Source organism: Chryseobacterium sp. GP-SGM7 (assembly GCF_049166575.1).
In the GTDB taxonomy this organism is placed as follows: domain Bacteria; phylum Bacteroidota; class Bacteroidia; order Flavobacteriales; family Weeksellaceae; genus Chryseobacterium.
In genome coordinates, this window is record NZ_JBMHFF010000002.1 from 311,775 (window position 1) to 327,992 (window position 16,218).

Below are 16,218 nucleotides of genomic sequence, written 5' to 3' on the forward strand. Positions count from 1 at the left end.
CAAATTTCAAATTAATTACATGGCACTTATAAAAGAACTTTTAGGAAAAACACCGCAAATTGGTGAAAATACATTTTTAGCAGAAACAGCAACGGTTATCGGAAATGTAACGATGGGAGAAGACTGCAGTATTTGGTATAATGCCGTAATCAGAGGTGATGTGCATTACATCAAAATGGGAAATAAAGTAAACGTACAAGACAATGCAATGCTTCACTGTACCTACGAAAAATTTCCTTTAGAAATCGGAAATAATGTTTCTATCGGTCATAATGCGATTGTTCATGGTTGCAGAATTCACGATAATGTCTTAATCGGGATGGGTTCTATTGTAATGGATGACTGTACTATTGAAGAAAATTCTATTGTTGGTGCAGGTTCTGTTGTAATCCAGGGAACACATATTAAATCCGGAGAAGTTTGGGGCGGAGTTCCGGCAAGAAAAATTAAAGATATTTCAGCGGCACTTTTGGAGGGTGAAGTAAACAGAATTGCAGATAATTATGTGAAATATTCTTCTTGGTATAAAGGCTAGGTTAGTTGTTGGTTTTTAGTTGTTGGTTGATGGATTTATATAGTGTTTTTAAGCGTTCGAAATATATTAAATAATCTCAACTACTAAAGTATATATACATTTTGGAGTGAAATTCAATAGAAACGAGCTTTAGCTCGTTTTTTGTTTAAAATAATTTCAAAGGCTTTAACCAAAACTTAAGTATAATTATCCACAGATTGGCAGATTATTTAGCATTTAAAAATTTGCTTAATCTGCAAAATCAGCGAGAGATTTAAACAAAAAAGTTCTGATTGGTTTTAATCAGAACTTTTTACTTTTGCCTTGTATCTTGAATCTTTTTAAAATACTAAAACTCCTTTTCCGTTTTCACATCTCACAGAAGTAGGTTCCGGAGCCATCATACAGTCTGATGTAATGTTGTATTTTTTATTAAAATCCGACATTCTTTGATTGTAACTTTCTATTTTAGGAAGAATTTCGGTTTCTATTTTTTTAGGATAAGCAATGTAACCGGTTGGTCCGCCACATGCTTTTGAACCGATGGGTGCGAAAGTCCAGTCTGCATTTCTAGTACATTTTTCTTTTGCAATTTCAGATTCTATGGCGATTTTTATTTTTTCCAAAGCAGCAGTTTCGTATTTTTGATTGTTCTCATCTGCCGGTCTTTCCGAAATATCTTTTGGTAAAGTTGAAGGGTCTCCAGAGCTTTTAGATACACACGAAATTATTGTAAATGCAGTAATTATTGCAATTATCGATGATTTAAAAAGTGAGTTTTTCATAATTTATTTTTTCAAAAGTTCATCAAAGTTTATGCCCTACTAACATTTTCCGTAAATTTGCAAACGATGAACAATCATTTTTTTGACTTAATAGAATATACCAGCCGAAGCGTTTTTCTTACAGGAAAAGCAGGTACGGGTAAGACAACATTCCTCAACGAATTTGTAAAGAAAACGAAAAAAAAGCACATTGTTGTAGCGCCCACCGGAATTGCTGCCATCAATGCAGGCGGAGTTACCATTCACTCGATGTTTGGTTTGCCTTTGCGTACGTTTTTGCCGACAACAGACCGTATCGACAGCAGTATTGCCAATAATATTATTGATCTTCAGCAACATTTTAAATACCGGAAAGATAAGCTTAAACTTTTAAGAGAAGTTGAAGTTTTAATCATTGATGAGGTTTCCATGCTTCGTGCAGACGTTTTAGATATGATGGATTTTTCATTACGATTCATCCGCAGAAATAACCAGCGTTTTGGTGGTGTTCAGATGTTGTTCATCGGAGATTTGTATCAGCTTCCGCCGGTGGTAAGGGATGAACATGTCTTGAAAATGTTTTATAATTCGCCTTTCTTTTTTGATAGTTTGGCGATTAAAGATATTCCGTTATTAACGATTGAATTAACGAAAGTTTACCGGCAAACCGATGAGGAATTTTTAGAAATTCTAAATGCAATTCGTGACGGCGATGTTGCCAATATCGATTTTAATCATTTAAATGAAAGATTCGATCCTGGTTTTGAGGCCGGCGAAGAACCTTACGTTTATCTCTGTTCACACAATAAAATGGCAGACGATATCAATCAGGAAAAACTGAAAGATTTAAAAGTCAGTCCAAATACGTATGAAGCCAAACTTTTTGGTGAATTTAAAGAAAACCAATATCCGAATGAGCAGTTTTTAGAACTGAAAATAGGAGCTCAGGTGATGTTTATCAGAAATGATATTTCAGGCGAAAAGAAATATTTCAACGGAAAATTGGGTGAAATTTCTTCTTTAGACGAAAACGAAATTAAAGTCGTTCTTGAAGGAAGCGAACGAGAAATTACTGTTAAAAGAGAAGTTTGGGAACAGAAAAAATATTCTCTTGATACTGAAAAAAATATTAAAGAAGAAGTTTTGGGAAGCTTTGAACAGTTTCCGATAAAATTGGCTTGGGCGGTTACCATTCACAAAAGTCAGGGTTTGACGTTTGATAAAGTAATTATCGATGCCGGAAAAAGCTTTACTGCGGGACAGGTTTATGTAGCATTGTCGCGTTGCCGAACTTTGGAAGGAATTGTTTTAAAATCGAAAATTACGCCTGAAGTTATATTTAAAGATAACAGAATTCTTAAATTTCAGGGAGAAACTCGCGCCAATGATAACGTTGAAGCTATTTTAAATAAAGAAAAATACGACTATAGCATCAGAAAACTGCTTCGTACGCTCGATTCTCAATGGCTGTTAAAAGAGGTGGAGCAGTGGAATAACCTTTCAATTGTAAATAAAAGTATAGACCGTTCAAAATCTAATCAATTATATATCCAGTTGAAACGTGATGTTTTAAACTTAGGTAAGATTTTTGAAAAATTAGAAAGAATTATTTTCCAGAAAGTCAACCTGTTTATCGAACAAAAAGAGAAGTGGAGTGAGATTGAAGCTAAATCAAAAGGTGCGGTGAATTTCTTTTTTACCGAAATCAGAGATAAAGTTTTCAATCCACTTAAAGATTTTTATTCGGAAATAAAAGGGGCGAAAAATTTAAAACAATATAATGAAGAACTCAGAAACTGGCTTGAAGATATTGAAGAGTACCTGAACAGTCTGAAAGAAATTTATTTGCTTGAAACTAAACTTCTGGATGAAAAAAACGATAAAGAAATTAGCATGAAAATTGCAAAAGTTCCGTCTCAGGTTCTCACTTTCCAATTATTCGAACAGGGAAAAACCATTTCAGAAATTGCTTTGGAAAGAGGTTTGGTAAAAGAAACGGTGATTGGTCACTTGGCAAAATTTGCAGAACAGGGTTTGCTGGATATTTCAAGAGTAATCACATCCGACAAAATCAAGACGTTCCAGGAAATATATCATAAAAATCCAAAAGAAAATCTTACCGATTGGAAAACTGCTTTACCCAATAATTTTGAGTTTAATGAAATCAGGATTCTGATAAATCATTTTACGTATCAAAAAGAGAAGAATACTATTTAATTTTTTTTTGGAATGTCATAAAGCTAAATCAGCACACACTTTATCATTCCGCAGGAATCTACACTGCTTTATTTTTTATTGTATTGAGATTGACTTCGTCGAACCACTTCGTTAGGTTTCCTACGGAATGATCTGTGTTAAAAACAAACATTCATCTTAATTTTAGAATAATCTTCGGTTCAATATTTTTCCAATAGTTTTTCCCACAACACACCAATCAATTCCATCAATTACAAAAAGTAACTAATGCAGTTTATTAGCTTTAAATTTGCTAATTCAAATTAATAGTAATGAAAAATTTTGATATATCCGTTCTTGATCTTGCTCCTGTAAAGCAGGGAAAGACCATCAACGATACCTTTCAGGACAGTTTGTCTTTAGCAAATCACACTGAAAATTTAGATTATAAAAGATTCTGGTTAGCTGAACATCACAATATGGAAAGCATCGCCAGTTCCGCAACTTCAGTTTTAATTGGTTTCATCGCCAACGGAACAAAGAAAATCAGAGTTGGTTCGGGAGGAATTATGCTTCCGAATCACAGTTCGCTTGTGATTGCTGAACAATTCGGAACGTTGGAATCACTTTTTCCAGGGAGAATTGACCTTGGTTTAGGAAGAGCTCCCGGAACGGATGGCTTGACTGCACAAGCTTTAGGTAGAAATCCTGCAGCAATCAATGAACAGTTTCCAAGACAGATCTTAGAATTGCAGAAATATTTTTCTAGCGAAAATTCAAATGCCTTGGTTCGTGCAATTCCTGGAGAAGGATTGGATATTCCGATGTATATTCTCGGATCGAGTACAGACAGCGCCTGGTTAGCCGCAGAATTAGGACTTCCATACGCTTTTGCTGGACATTTTGCTCCCGAACAGATGGATATGGCTTTCAAAATTTACAGAGAACATTTCGAGCCTTCAAAATATTCAGATAAACCTTATGTTTTGGCCTGTGTAAACGGAGTTGCCGCCGAAACTTCTGAAGAAGCTCATTTTCTTTCCACCACTTTGTTTCAGGCGTTTATCAATATCATCAGAAACGACAGAAAGCCTTTTCCGGTACCGATTGAGGATATGGATTCGGTATGGTCTGCAATGGAAAAATCCATGGTTTTACAGAAATTAAAGTTCAGTTTCATTGGAAATCAGGAAGAAATTGCTGAACAGATCAAAAACTTTCAGGAAAAATATCAGGTGGATGAATTGATGATTAATTCTCATATTTACGACCATCAGAAAAGACTGGAATCGTATGAGATTATAAGAAAAGCTACAGATGCTTTGATGAATTAACACATGAGTCACAAAGAATTTTTTATTTGCTGAAAATATTTTAGAGCACATTAGAGAAAAATCGAAGATTTTTAAAGTGAGTGTTTATTTTTTGCTTAGAAGGATTTTAAATGATTTACTTTTAACGTGAACAAGTATTTAATTTAAGTAGTGCACAATGAAAATCTTGATTTTCAAAACTTATGTGTTCTAAAATATTTTCAATAATTTAAGCTAAAAACTAATGTGACTAATGTGTGAAAATCTTTTGTGACTTTTGTGGTTAAAACAAACCGCTCTTATTAATTGTTGATGCTTATTTTATTGAGTATCTTTGCGAAAATTTAAAGTAAAAATGTCTGATATTAAATTAAATACTATTCCAGAGGCGATTGAAGACCTTAAAAATGGTAAAATAATCATAGTTGTAGACGATGAAGACAGAGAAAATGAAGGTGATTTTCTTTGTGCTGCAGAATTAACAACACCTGCATTGATCAACTTTATGGCAGTTCACGGAAGAGGCTTAATCTGTATGCCGCTTCCTGAAAAAAGATGCGATGAATTAGGTTTAGATGTAATGGTAAGCCGAAGCAGCGATCCTAAAGAAACTGCTTTTACAGTTTCGGTCGACCTTTTGGGTGACGGAACATCTACCGGAATTTCTGCCGGTGACAGAGCAAAAACAATTTTAGCTTTGATGGATGAAAAATCTAAACCGACAGATTTTATGCGTCCTGGTCATATTTTCCCGCTTCGTGCCAGAAAAGGTGGTGTTTTGAAAAGAGCGGGTCATACCGAAGCTGCAATTGATCTGACTTGTTTGGCAGGATTGAAAGAAGGTGGTGTAATTTGTGAAATTATGAATGAAGACGGTTCTATGTCCCGTTTGCCGGATCTACAGGTTTTTGCTCAGAAGCACGACATGAAAATTGTTTCTATCGAAGATTTGATTCATTATCAGCTTAAAAAAGGAAATCTAATTGAAAGAATAGAAGAAAGAAAGGTGAAAACAGCCTACGGAGATTTTGATTTCTGTGCTTTCAGAGAAACTTCGAACGATCAGATTCATTTTGCTTTAACGAAAGGAACTTGGACTGTTGATGAGCCGGTTTTGGTGAGGGTTCAGTCTTCAGATTCTTATTTTGACGTTTTAACGAGATTAAATAACGGCGAAAAACCTTTACTGGAGAAAGTAACCAATATGGTCAATGAAGCAGGGAAAGGTGCGATTATTTTCATCAACAATGTTTCAAATTCTGAGAATACTTTGAGAAAACTACAACAGTTTTTAAATTACCAGGACGGACAGCAAAAACATCCGACTGCAGCATTCAATTACAGAGATTACGGTATCGGAACGCAGATTCTGAAAAATTTAGGAATTAATAAATTCAGAGTAATCACTCAAAATCCTAACGTAAAACCTCAGGTTGGAGGTTATGATGTTGAGGTGACGGAGATGGTTCAGCTTTAATAATTACTAAACCTTCAAGGTTTCAAAAACCTTGAAGGTTTTATTTTTTTTAAGCCATTTTTATTTCGTCAAAATTTCTAAATCCGTTTAGAAAATCTTTAATATTCATTCTTTTCTTTCCTTCTAACTGAAGTTCTGACGGATAATAAATTCCGTCTTTCGTGTAGATTTTAAATTCGCTTTTAGAGATTTCTAAACTTCCGACTGAATGGTCATGATTTAAAATTTCAAATTTTCCATCATATATTTTTAACCCTTTTTCATCTTCTCCGATTTTCAAAGTCGTAAAAGCTGCGGGATAAGGTGACATTCCTAAGATAAACTGGTGAATTTCTCTTGAAGATTTTGTCCAGTCGATTTTAGTATCTTCTTTAAATATTTTATAAGCATTTTTTGGATGCTCAACTTCTGGTTGAGGTTTTTCAATGATTGAATTTTCAGCTAATCCATTCAAGGTTTTCACAACTAATTTTGAACCCATTTCCATTAATCTGTCGTGAAGTTGACCTGCATTTTCATCCCCCAAAACAGGAATTTCTTCCTGTAATAAAATATTTCCTTCGTCGATTTTTTCGTTGATGAAAAATGTTGTTGCACCCGTTTTTTCTTCTCCATTAATAACAGCATAGTTAATCGGAGCTGCACCTCTGTAATCAGGAAGCAGGGAAGCATGAAGATTGAAAGTTCCCATTTTTGGCATTTCAAATAAAACTTTTGGCATCATTCTGAAAGCAACAACTACAAAAACATCGGCCTCTAATTTTCTCAGTTCTTCTAAAAATTCGGGGTTTCTCAGTTTTTCAGGTTGGAAAACAGGAAGATTATTTTCAACAGCATAAACTTTTACGGGAGACTGATTGATTTTTTGTCCGCGCCCACTTGCTTTATCTGCAACGGTGACAACGCCTACAACTTCGTGATGGGATTGATGAATGGCTTCCAAAGAAGTCTTCGCAAACTCCGGGGTACCTAAAAAAACGACTTTCAATGATTTCATGATGCAAAGATAAAACTCTTGAGTTATAAGTTAGAAGATAAGAGTTGTGAATTTCATTACTCATTATTTATGTCAAGGCATAAGTACGGAAATTCAACATTTTTACTTTTCCGGAATCCAACAAGAAAATAAGGTTTTCTAGGATGTTTTCTTTTGTTTGAAACTGTAATTGAATTGAAATTTCTTCAATGGTTGCCGGATTTTTAGTTAAAACTTTAATGATTTCTGAAGAAATATTTTTACCGAAAATAGATTGCTTATTTTTTTCGCAAACCGTACATTGTCCGCAGTTTTTTGGCGTTTTTTCACCAAAGTAGGAGAGAATCAGCTTCATCTTACAATATTGATGGTCTTCAATATAAAACTTCATTTCTTCCCACTTCTGGATTTTATTTTTTTGAATATGCTCAAACAATTTCCAATAAGCTCCTCCGCTTGAGCGTTCATCTCTTGGTTTTAAAAATTTTACTGAAGCTAATGCGCCATCAATATATTCCAAATAATTTTTCTGCTGAAGTTCTTTTAGCCTTTCTTTAATGATATGAACGCTTACTCCAATTTTATCGCTTACTTTTTGTTCGCTGAACATTACTTTATGCGTTGTAATTCCTGAAATAGTTCTCAACATTAATTCAATGAAATAAGCGTCTTTTGAAGGGAGCTGATCGATTTCATCAGGTTTAATAAGAAGTTCGAGTGACGAAAGACTTTTGTTACTGTTGTGAAAAATAATTTCCTGGGTATGAAGAAAATTCAGAACATTTTTAATTTTTGCCATTGAAAGTTTTGTGAAACTCTGAATTCCTGATGTATTTAGTTGAAAAACTTTCTCGGGAAGCTCAAATTCAGCAACCTTAAATTTCGAATACAAATAACTGATAATTTTTAAAAATTCTGTTTTACTTGGAATTTGATTTCTTAAAATTTGATCAAAATTTGAAATTTCCTGCTGATTCCACAGCATGAATGCATAACTTTTTTTACCATCCCTTCCGGCACGGCCAATTTCCTGGTAATAATTTTCAATCGATTGGGAAGGGGAGAAGTGGATGACAAAACGTACATTATCTTTATCAATACCCATCCCAAAAGCGTTGGTGGAAATTAAAACATTTTGATTGCTGTTATTCCAAAAGTTCTGCCTCTCATTTTTTTCTTTGGTAGACAGTCCAGCATGGAAGTAATCAACATTCTCAATTTTTTTCCGGTGCAGAAATTCTGTGAGTAATTCAGCATCTTTACGGGTTCTTACATAGATAATTCCGGATTCTTTAGCATATTTAAGAATATTAAAAACCTTTTGATATTTGTCTGAAATTTCGTCTGAAAATATCTTAATATTATCTCTTTTGAAGCTTTTCTGAAAAATCTGAGGATTTTTGAGTTCCAGTTTGGTCTTAATTTCATTTAGAACTTTTGGAGTTGCCGTTGCCGTTAATGCAAGACATGGAATCTCAGGATTGTTTTTTCTGAAATCTTTAATATTCTGATAACTGGGTCTGAAATCTTGTCCCCATTCTGAAATACAGTGCGCTTCATCCACCGCAATAAATGACAACTGAATTTCTTCAATTTGTTGTAAAAAAAGCTTATTGGTCAATCGTTCAGGAGAAACGTATAATAATTTAGTTAAACCATCTTTGCATCGGTTATAGATTACTTCAGCATCAAACTCATCCAATTCCGAACTTAGATATTCTGCTTCAATTCCTCTGAATTTTAATTGGTTTACCTGATCTTTCATTAATGCTAAAAGCGGAGAAATGACGAGACAAGTTCCTTCCTGCAACAAAGATGGAAGTTGGTAACACAGTGATTTTCCTGCTCCTGTGGGAAGTAAAACCAGGGTGTCATTTCGTTTCATTACAGAATCAATAATCTGTTCCTGCGAATCTCTGAAATGATCGTACCCCCAAAAATGCTTTAGGGTTTTACTTTTTAAGTCTGTAAAATCTTGCGGAGAAATCATAGAGTAAATGTAATAAAAGTATTAAGACAAAAAAAGCCACGCAATGCGTGACTTTTAATTTATAATAAGAAATTTTATTATTTAGCTTCGAAGTAAACTCTTCTGTTTGCTCTGTTTTTCCATTCAGGACATTTAGTAGCAGGATCACACTCAGGATATTTAAGGTCTTTTTCACCTCTACCTACAGCATTTAATTTTGAAGAATCTACACCATTTTTGATCAGGTAGTTTTTTACACTGTTTGCTCTTCTTTCAGATAACTTTTGATTGTACTCATCAGATGCTCTTGTATCAGTTGCTCCGATTACAGTATAAGTACCGTTTGAAGAATTGATATAGTTTACAGCATTGTTAAGAATTGGGGTATTTGAAGATAAAATTCTATCAGAATTTAGATCAAACTCAATTCCTTCCATGTTTGTAACTGATTCTTTTACGGGTCCAGTTGGTTCAGTAGGAGTCAATGGACAACCTTGGTTTTCAACCGGTCCTGGAACTGTCACACATTTATCGTAAAGATCAATCACTCCATCTAAATCTGTGTCTAAAGCTACACCTGCACCGTCAACTCTTGCTCCAGCAGGAGTATCAAGTTGTCTGTCCCAATCGTCACAAACTCCGTCATTATCAGCATCTCCTTTTTTACAAACTTCAATATCCTGGTTTTTGTTGGCCAAAACATCAAGCTTGTAATAGATTTCCTGCAACGGATCGTGCCACATCAAGTGAGATTCGTGTTTTCCTAATTTTAGGGACAAACCAACTGTAGCATTGAAGAAGTTATCTGAAACCTGCTCTTCACGTTGGTTGATTGCACTGTATTGTGCTCCTCCGCCGTCAAATTCATCATCACCTGTGTAAACATACATTAATCTTGTTTCAAGATCTAATCTGCTGTTTACTTTAAATTTAACTCCTGCTCCTGCTTGTCCGAAGAATGATCCAAATTTAAAAGGTTTAATTTCGGTCATCAGTCTTTGTCCTGTAGCGTCTTTTTGGTAGGCTCTGTAGGCGAGTGTACCGATACCAGCGTAACCATGTAATGCCCATCTGTAAGTAGATTTGTTATCCACTCTTCTCAACAGATTTGAGAAATTGAGGTCTCCTAAAATTGATATTGCATCATATTGTGTTCTTGCACCAACTTTGCTTAAATCAGCCGGAGCAGCATCTTTTGTATTAAACCATCCTTGTCTGGTTTCTCCTCTGTCATACTGTAAATTAATTCCGAAAGCATGAGTAATTGCTTTATCAATACTTACATAAGCGGAATAGCCAAACAGGTTTTTACCATTACCATTTTTTATAGATGTCAAATCAGCCGACTGCATCAACGGAACACCTGCTCCAAATGAAACTGCCCAATCATTAAATCTTTTTGATTTTTGAGTAAATGGAGAGATATTGGCAGAGCCGGAAGAAAAAGTATTTGGATATTCGTTTGTAGAAGCTACCGCTATTGAATCTTGTGCATAGCTCACTGTAGGTACAGCCAATGCTAAGGCAACAATTGCTAAACTTAATTTCATAGTGTATTTTTTTATTTGTTATTAAATGAATTTTTGGTTGTGCAGATTATTAATTAATAGGACAACCGTTATTATCTGGAGAACCTGGAACTGTAACACATTTGTCATAAAGATCTATTACGCCGTCAAGATCCATATCCAAAGCTACACCAGCACCATCAACTCTAGCTCCAGCCGGAGTATTAAGCTCTCTGTCCCAATCATCACAAACGCCATCATTGTCATTATCACCTTTTTCACAAACAACCAATTCATTGGTGGTATTGTCTAGTACATTGGCTCTGTAATAAACTTCCTGCAAAGGATCATGCCATGCAAGATGAGACATATGTTTCCCTAATTTAAATGATACACCTAAATTAACGGTAAGCATATTATCTGATCTCTTATCGTTGATCATGTTATATTTGGAGTTTGTACTTGTAGGATCATAATCATGCGGATCTGCATTTCCTCCACCATCAAATTCATCATCTCCGCTGATGATATACATTGCTCGTGCTTCAATGTCAATAAGTCTTGATACTTTGTATTTAAGACCAGCTCCCATTTGAAAGTAAAATGAGTTGATATCCAATTTCTGATCAATGAACAAAGGTATACGTTTAGGTGAATTGCTCCATCTAAATTCGTCATTGTCGTGTAAAGAAGTATTGAAATTCATCAGACCGATTCCACCGTAGCCATGAAAAGCCCATCTGTAGCTGGAATAATTGTCGACTCTTCTCAAAAGATTTGAAAGATTAATATCTCCCAAAACGGCAATCTGGTTGTATTTTGTTTTTGCAGTTCCTACACCAGCAAGCTGTCCACGTGCACCATCCTGCATTCCTTTTTGATTCGTCTCACCTCTCTGGTACACAATGCTGATTCCGAATGTGTGAGATATCTGTTTGTCAATGCTTACGTAACTGTTGTATCCCCAATTGATCTTTTTATCATAAAATGATGTAAGATCCGAATTCATCATAAACGCTGCACCTCCTCCAACGGAGATAGACCAATCGTTAAATCGCCTGGCTTTGTTATCAAACTTTTGAATATTTGCAGAGCCAGAAGAAAACGTATTGGGATATTCGTTTGTAGAGTTTACCGAAATACTGTCCTGAGCATAAGTAGCAATGGGCAAAACGGCCAATAATAATAAACCTAATTTCATACAATATGTTTTATTTGTTGTTTTTATAAAATAAAATCTCTCAATAATATCTGAGAAAATTCTCTTTCAAAAAGATGTTTCTTATGGGGAATTTCTAATCTTTCTGATTTGAATTTTAACTCATCATACCTCACTATATCAATGTCTATAATTCTATCTGTGTAAACTTTTGAGATTGTAGAGTCTGTAAGCCGTCCCATATCAATCTCTATTTTTTTCACGTAATCAAGCAGTTGGATTGGTGATTGGTGAGTAGATATTAATGTTGCAATATTACAAAAAATATTAGAACTGGCAAATTCTACGGCTTCAGATATTAAATATTCACTTTTTTTTAATATAGAACAGGTCTCACTAATTTTATTTAATGCGATATCAATGTTTTTTTTTTGATCACCAATGTTACTTCCGAGTAACAAAACCACTGTATGTTGCGACATATAAGAAAAATGATTGTTTATGAAGAGTTTCTTTAAAAATGTATTAGCAAATATAGTCGCTATTGTACTATTATGCTTCGTGTTTTTCTTCTTTTTTATTATAATGATTGCTGTGGGCTCTATAAGTGGTGAGAAATCTGTTTCAGTAAAAAAGAATTCTGTTTTAACTATTAATCTCAATACTGCTATCATCGACAGTCCTACTGAAGAGCAACAGAGTATATTTAATATGAAAAAGAAAAGCAGCATTCTTATTTATGATGCTGTGGAAGCTATCCATAAAGCCAAAGAAGATGATAATATCAAGGGAATCAGTATTGAGGTAGATAATTTCAGTGCAGGTACTACCCAGATTGATGATTTAAGAAATGCGATTGAAGATTTCAAGAAAAGCGGAAAATTTGTCTACGCTTACGGAAATTCGGTTTCTCAGGCTTCTTATTATTTGGGTTCAGTTGCTGATCAATATTATTTGAATCCGTCAGGTGGGATTGAATTAAAAGGTTTGGCTACAGAAGTTACTTTCTTTAAAGATTTTGCTGAAAAGTACGGGATCGGAATTGAAGTGATCCGTCACGGAAAATTCAAATCTGCGGTAGAGCCGTTTTTAAGAAATGATATTTCACCCGAAAACCAGGAGCAGCTAAGTACTTTATTAAATGATATTTGGGGAAATACATCTTCAAAGATGGCTGCTTCAAGAAAAATGAAAGCTGATGAGTTTAAAACTGTTGTGGATAGTTTGTACGGAATGATTCCTGATTTAAGCTTAAAATATAAATTAGCCGATAAACTGATTCAGAAAACAGAGTACGATCAAATTATCAGAGCAAAACTAAATCTGAAAGCTGATGATAAATTAAACAGAGTTTCTTTGCATAAATATATTGATTCGTTTACAGATAAAGAAAAATCTGGTGACAGAGTAGCTGTTTTATACGCTTCAGGTTCTATCAATAATGGTGATGAGTACAACGAAATTTATTCTGAAAAATATATTAAATACATCAAAGATCTTCAGGAAGACAATAAAGTGAAAGCCGTAGTTTTAAGAATTAATTCTCCGGGTGGAAGTGCAAATGCTTCTGATGAGATTCTTTTTGAGCTTCAACAGTTGAAAAAGAAGAAACCTTTGGTTGTTTCATTTGGTGATTACGCTGCTTCAGGTGGATATTATATAGCAATGGGAGCAGATAAAATTTATTCTGAACCTAATACTTTGACGGGATCAATCGGTGTTTTTGGGGTAATGCCTTACTTTAAAGATATTGCCAATAAAAATGGTGTTCGTTCTGATATTGTGGCGACCAATGCCAATTCAGCATACTATTCTTCATTGCACGGTCTTACACCTTACGGAGTGAATGTAATGACGAGAAGTGTGGAAGGAACTTACAAAAGATTCGTTCATTTTGTAACTCAAAACAGAAAGAAAACTTTTGAAGAAATCGATAATGTGGGTGGAGGAAGAGTCTGGAGTGGAGTTCGCGCAAAAGAGATCGGTCTGGTTGATGAATTGGGAACTTTAAATGATGCTGTAAAATTTGCAGCGCAGAAAGCAAACTTAAAATCTTACAGTGTGGCTTCTTATCCTAAAAAAATGACGGCTTTTGAGCAGATCTTTGAAGACTTAAATGAAGATGATATTTCTGCAAGAGTAATTAAAAATAAAATTGGTAAAGCCAACTATGAAATCTTAGAACAGCTTACCGATGAAAAACTGAAATCTGAGGTGAAAATGGAAATGCCTTATAAAATTAAGATTAACTAAATTAATATTGTTCATAAAAAATCCCGATTTGAAATTATCAAATCGGGATTTTATTTTTAGTGAATGTTTCTATTTTTTAGTAACCATTCGGTAGATTGCTAAAAGTAAAACTGATCCTCCGATTGCAACAAGAAAGCTGGAAAAGTTAAATCCTGTTACATCTACTCCAAAGATCATAGAACCAAGCCATCCTCCCAACATTGCACCTAAAATACCAATGATGATTGTTATTACCCAGCCTCCAGGATCTTTTCCAGGGTGTAAAGCTTTTGCAATTGCTCCTGCGATAAGTCCGAAGATAATCCATGTTAAAATTCCCATAGTCTACAATTTTAATGTTAATAATTTGATTGATTTGTTATATTCAAAAGAAGAATTACCTCTTTTTGAAAAATGAATCTACAAACTCTGTACCATTAAAAAGCTGAAGGTCCTGCATCTTTTCGCCAACACCAATATATTTTACCGGAATCTGAAATTGGTCTGAAATTCCTATTACTACACCTCCTTTTGCTGTTCCGTCTAATTTTGTTACTGCTAAAGCATTTACTTCTGTTGCTGCTGTAAACTGTTTTGCCTGTTCAAAAGCATTCTGACCTGTAGAGCCGTCAAGAACCAGTAAAATCTCATGTGGAGCATCAGGAATTACCTTTTGCATCACTCTTTTGATTTTAGAAAGCTCATTCATTAAATTAATCTTATTGTGAAGTCTTCCTGCAGTATCAATGATTACAACATCTGCATCTTGAGCTACCGCACTTTGTACGGTATCAAAAGCAACGGAGGCAGGATCTGAACCCATTTCCTGTTTTACAATCGGTACACCCACTCTTTCGCTCCAGATAACCAATTGATCGACAGCAGCAGCTCTGAATGTATCTGCCGCACCTAAAACTACTTTTTTTCCTTCAGATTTAAACTGATGAGCCAGCTTTCCGATTGTGGTGGTTTTTCCTACGCCGTTTACACCGACAACCATAATTACGTATGGTTTTTTTGAAGTATCAATATTGCCGCTTCCAGAATGAGGGTTTTCTAAGAGAAGTCCTGAAATTTCTTCACGTAGAATCTGGTCTAGTTCATTTACGCCGACATATTTGTTTCTTGAAACACGTTCTTCAATTCTCTCGATGATTTTAATAGTGGTAGAAGCGCCTACATCAGAAGCGATAAGTATTTCTTCTAAGTTGTCCAGAACTTCGTCATCTACTTTGCTTTTGCCGACTACGGCTTTCGTCATTTTTTCAAAAAAACCCTGATTAGATTTTTCCAATCCTTTATCTAAAGTTTCTTTTTCTTCTTTTTTAAAAATATTTTTAAACCAACTCATTGTATGAATTATGGAATTTATTGTTACTGATGGAAGCTGGGTGTTTGAAGTTTGATGTTAGTAACTTCCAGCCAGATTGAAAGCAAAGATAACAAAAAAACTACCCAAAAAATGAGTAGTTTTTATATTGTAAATAAAGTAACTGATTATTTTTTCAAATAACCGTCAACTTCGTCTGCATTCATTACTTTTTCTTCGAAAACGTAAGCACCTGATTTAGATGACTTCACCATTTTCACAACTTTAGTCATTTTTTTTGACTGTCCGCTTTGTAGGGTTGCTACTACTTTCTTTGCCATGGTAAATTATATTTATAAATTACTTGATTTCTTTGTGAAGGGTAGATCTCTTAAGAACCGGATTGTATTTTTTCAATTCCAATCTTTCTGTAGTGTTCTTTTTATTTTTTGTAGAAATGTATCTAGACATTCCCGGCATACCGCTTTCTTTGTGCTCTGTGCATTCAAGAATTACTTGAACTCTATTTCCTTTTTTTGCCATGATTTAGTTCTTTTTAATCAATCCTTCTCTGATGCCTCTTTCGATAGCTTCTTCGATTCCAATCTTGTTAATGATTCTCAATCCATGAGCTGATACTTTCAAAGTAACGTGCTTATCTTGCTCTGGAAGGTAAAATTTCTTTTCCAATAAGTTAATTTCAAAACGACGCTTCGTTTTGTTATTAGCGTGGGAAACGTTGTTACCAACCATTGCACGCTTTCCTGTTATCTGGCAAATTCTTGACATATCTCGATGTTCTTATTTGTATAATATTTGAGG

General features: G+C 34.6%; 16 protein-coding genes. 5 read left to right on the forward strand and 11 right to left on the reverse strand.

Annotated elements, in window-relative coordinates:
* Positions 1–19 precede the first annotated feature (19 nt).
* A complete protein-coding gene (locus ACOOWA_RS10180; RefSeq protein ID WP_421374986.1) occupies positions 20–535 on the forward strand; it encodes a gamma carbonic anhydrase family protein in 516 nt (171 codons plus the stop codon).
* Between the two features lie 320 nt (positions 536–855).
* On the opposite strand, the gene ACOOWA_RS10185 is transcribed toward ACOOWA_RS10180, so the two are convergent.
* Positions 856–1,299 carry a hypothetical protein gene (locus ACOOWA_RS10185; protein ID WP_421374987.1) on the reverse strand — a complete coding sequence of 148 codons (444 nt, stop codon included), beginning with the start codon at positions 1,297–1,299 and terminating at the stop codon, positions 856–858.
* 66 nt (positions 1,300–1,365) lie between these two features.
* Between ACOOWA_RS10185 and ACOOWA_RS10190 the strand changes: the two genes are divergently transcribed.
* The 3 genes from ACOOWA_RS10190 (at position 1,366) to ribB (ending at position 6,243) form a co-directional block, all read left to right on the forward strand.
* The gene (locus tag ACOOWA_RS10190; protein WP_421374988.1) at positions 1,366–3,495 is read left to right on the forward strand and encodes a helix-turn-helix domain-containing protein; all 2,130 of its coding nucleotides are present in this window, start codon (positions 1,366–1,368) and stop codon (positions 3,493–3,495) included.
* Positions 3,496–3,785: 290 nt separating this feature from the next.
* A complete protein-coding gene (locus tag ACOOWA_RS10195; protein WP_421374989.1) occupies positions 3,786–4,787 on the forward strand; it encodes an LLM class flavin-dependent oxidoreductase in 1,002 nt (333 codons plus the stop codon).
* 334 nt (positions 4,788–5,121) lie between these two features.
* Positions 5,122–6,243, forward strand: a complete 1,122-nt coding sequence (ribB, locus tag ACOOWA_RS10200) for a 3,4-dihydroxy-2-butanone-4-phosphate synthase (RefSeq protein WP_421374990.1) — start codon at positions 5,122–5,124, stop codon at positions 6,241–6,243.
* Positions 6,244–6,292: 49 nt separating this feature from the next.
* Here ribB and fmt read toward each other — a convergent pair whose 3' ends face one another.
* The 5 genes from fmt to folK all read right to left on the reverse strand — a co-directional run bounded on the left by fmt (position 6,293) and on the right by folK (position 12,337).
* On the reverse strand, positions 6,293–7,240 hold the full coding sequence (gene fmt / locus ACOOWA_RS10205; RefSeq protein ID WP_421374991.1) for a methionyl-tRNA formyltransferase: 948 nt from the start codon (positions 7,238–7,240) through the stop codon (positions 6,293–6,295).
* Positions 7,241–7,307: 67 nt separating this feature from the next.
* The gene (locus tag ACOOWA_RS10210) at positions 7,308–9,209 is read right to left on the reverse strand and encodes a RecQ family ATP-dependent DNA helicase (protein WP_421374992.1); all 1,902 of its coding nucleotides are present in this window, start codon (positions 9,207–9,209) and stop codon (positions 7,308–7,310) included.
* A gap of 77 nt (positions 9,210–9,286) precedes the next feature.
* Positions 9,287–10,738 carry an OmpA family protein gene (locus ACOOWA_RS10215; protein ID WP_421374993.1) on the reverse strand — a complete coding sequence of 484 codons (1,452 nt, stop codon included), beginning with the start codon at positions 10,736–10,738 and terminating at the stop codon, positions 9,287–9,289.
* Between the two features lie 49 nt (positions 10,739–10,787).
* Positions 10,788–11,897, reverse strand: a complete 1,110-nt coding sequence (locus ACOOWA_RS10220) for an OmpA family protein (protein WP_421374994.1) — start codon at positions 11,895–11,897, stop codon at positions 10,788–10,790.
* A gap of 23 nt (positions 11,898–11,920) precedes the next feature.
* On the reverse strand, positions 11,921–12,337 hold the full coding sequence (folK, locus tag ACOOWA_RS10225) for a 2-amino-4-hydroxy-6-hydroxymethyldihydropteridine diphosphokinase (RefSeq protein ID WP_421374995.1): 417 nt from the start codon (positions 12,335–12,337) through the stop codon (positions 11,921–11,923).
* A gap of 19 nt (positions 12,338–12,356) precedes the next feature.
* Here folK and sppA point away from each other — a divergent pair, with 19 nt between their 5' ends.
* Positions 12,357–14,108 carry a signal peptide peptidase SppA gene (gene sppA, locus ACOOWA_RS10230; protein WP_421374996.1) on the forward strand — a complete coding sequence of 584 codons (1,752 nt, stop codon included), beginning with the start codon at positions 12,357–12,359 and terminating at the stop codon, positions 14,106–14,108.
* 69 nt (positions 14,109–14,177) lie between these two features.
* Here the strand turns inward: sppA and ACOOWA_RS10235 are convergent, their stop codons facing one another.
* The 5 genes from ACOOWA_RS10235 to rpmB all read right to left on the reverse strand — a co-directional run bounded on the left by ACOOWA_RS10235 (position 14,178) and on the right by rpmB (position 16,185).
* Positions 14,178–14,429, reverse strand: coding sequence for a GlsB/YeaQ/YmgE family stress response membrane protein (locus tag ACOOWA_RS10235; protein WP_421374997.1), 252 nt, complete (start codon positions 14,427–14,429; stop codon positions 14,178–14,180).
* Between the two features lie 55 nt (positions 14,430–14,484).
* A complete protein-coding gene (gene ftsY, locus ACOOWA_RS10240) occupies positions 14,485–15,438 on the reverse strand; it encodes a signal recognition particle-docking protein FtsY (RefSeq protein ID WP_421374998.1) in 954 nt (317 codons plus the stop codon).
* A gap of 146 nt (positions 15,439–15,584) precedes the next feature.
* Positions 15,585–15,737: a DUF4295 domain-containing protein gene (locus tag ACOOWA_RS10245; RefSeq protein WP_002976755.1), complete on the reverse strand. Its 153-nt coding sequence runs from the start codon at positions 15,735–15,737 to the stop codon at positions 15,585–15,587.
* A gap of 19 nt (positions 15,738–15,756) precedes the next feature.
* Complete coding sequence (gene rpmG / locus ACOOWA_RS10250) at positions 15,757–15,939, reverse strand: 50S ribosomal protein L33 (RefSeq protein ID WP_027373683.1); 183 nt, start codon at positions 15,937–15,939, stop codon at positions 15,757–15,759.
* Positions 15,940–15,942: 3 nt separating this feature from the next.
* A complete protein-coding gene (gene rpmB / locus ACOOWA_RS10255; RefSeq protein ID WP_034760742.1) occupies positions 15,943–16,185 on the reverse strand; it encodes a 50S ribosomal protein L28 in 243 nt (80 codons plus the stop codon).
* Positions 16,186–16,218: the final 33 nt, after the last annotated feature.

Coding starts and splice junctions, on each gene's coding strand:
- ACOOWA_RS10180 (WP_421374986.1), top strand. CDS start 20: ATGGCACTTATAAAAGAACTTTTAGGAAAAACACCGCAAATTGGTGAA.
- ACOOWA_RS10185 (WP_421374987.1), bottom strand. CDS start 1,299: ATGAAAAACTCACTTTTTAAATCATCGATAATTGCAATAATTACTGCA.
- ACOOWA_RS10190 (WP_421374988.1), top strand. CDS start 1,366: ATGAACAATCATTTTTTTGACTTAATAGAATATACCAGCCGAAGCGTT.
- ACOOWA_RS10195 (WP_421374989.1), top strand. CDS start 3,786: ATGAAAAATTTTGATATATCCGTTCTTGATCTTGCTCCTGTAAAGCAG.
- ribB (WP_421374990.1), top strand. CDS start 5,122: ATGTCTGATATTAAATTAAATACTATTCCAGAGGCGATTGAAGACCTT.
- fmt (WP_421374991.1), bottom strand. CDS start 7,240: ATGAAATCATTGAAAGTCGTTTTTTTAGGTACCCCGGAGTTTGCGAAG.
- ACOOWA_RS10210 (WP_421374992.1), bottom strand. CDS start 9,209: ATGATTTCTCCGCAAGATTTTACAGACTTAAAAAGTAAAACCCTAAAG.
- ACOOWA_RS10215 (WP_421374993.1), bottom strand. CDS start 10,738: ATGAAATTAAGTTTAGCAATTGTTGCCTTAGCATTGGCTGTACCTACA.
- ACOOWA_RS10220 (WP_421374994.1), bottom strand. CDS start 11,897: ATGAAATTAGGTTTATTATTATTGGCCGTTTTGCCCATTGCTACTTAT.
- folK (WP_421374995.1), bottom strand. CDS start 12,337: ATGTCGCAACATACAGTGGTTTTGTTACTCGGAAGTAACATTGGTGAT.
- sppA (WP_421374996.1), top strand. CDS start 12,357: ATGAAGAGTTTCTTTAAAAATGTATTAGCAAATATAGTCGCTATTGTA.
- ACOOWA_RS10235 (WP_421374997.1), bottom strand. CDS start 14,429: ATGGGAATTTTAACATGGATTATCTTCGGACTTATCGCAGGAGCAATT.
- ftsY (WP_421374998.1), bottom strand. CDS start 15,438: ATGAGTTGGTTTAAAAATATTTTTAAAAAAGAAGAAAAAGAAACTTTA.
- ACOOWA_RS10245 (WP_002976755.1), bottom strand. CDS start 15,737: ATGGCAAAGAAAGTAGTAGCAACCCTACAAAGCGGACAGTCAAAAAAA.
- rpmG (WP_027373683.1), bottom strand. CDS start 15,939: ATGGCAAAAAAAGGAAATAGAGTTCAAGTAATTCTTGAATGCACAGAG.
- rpmB (WP_034760742.1), bottom strand. CDS start 16,185: ATGTCAAGAATTTGCCAGATAACAGGAAAGCGTGCAATGGTTGGTAAC.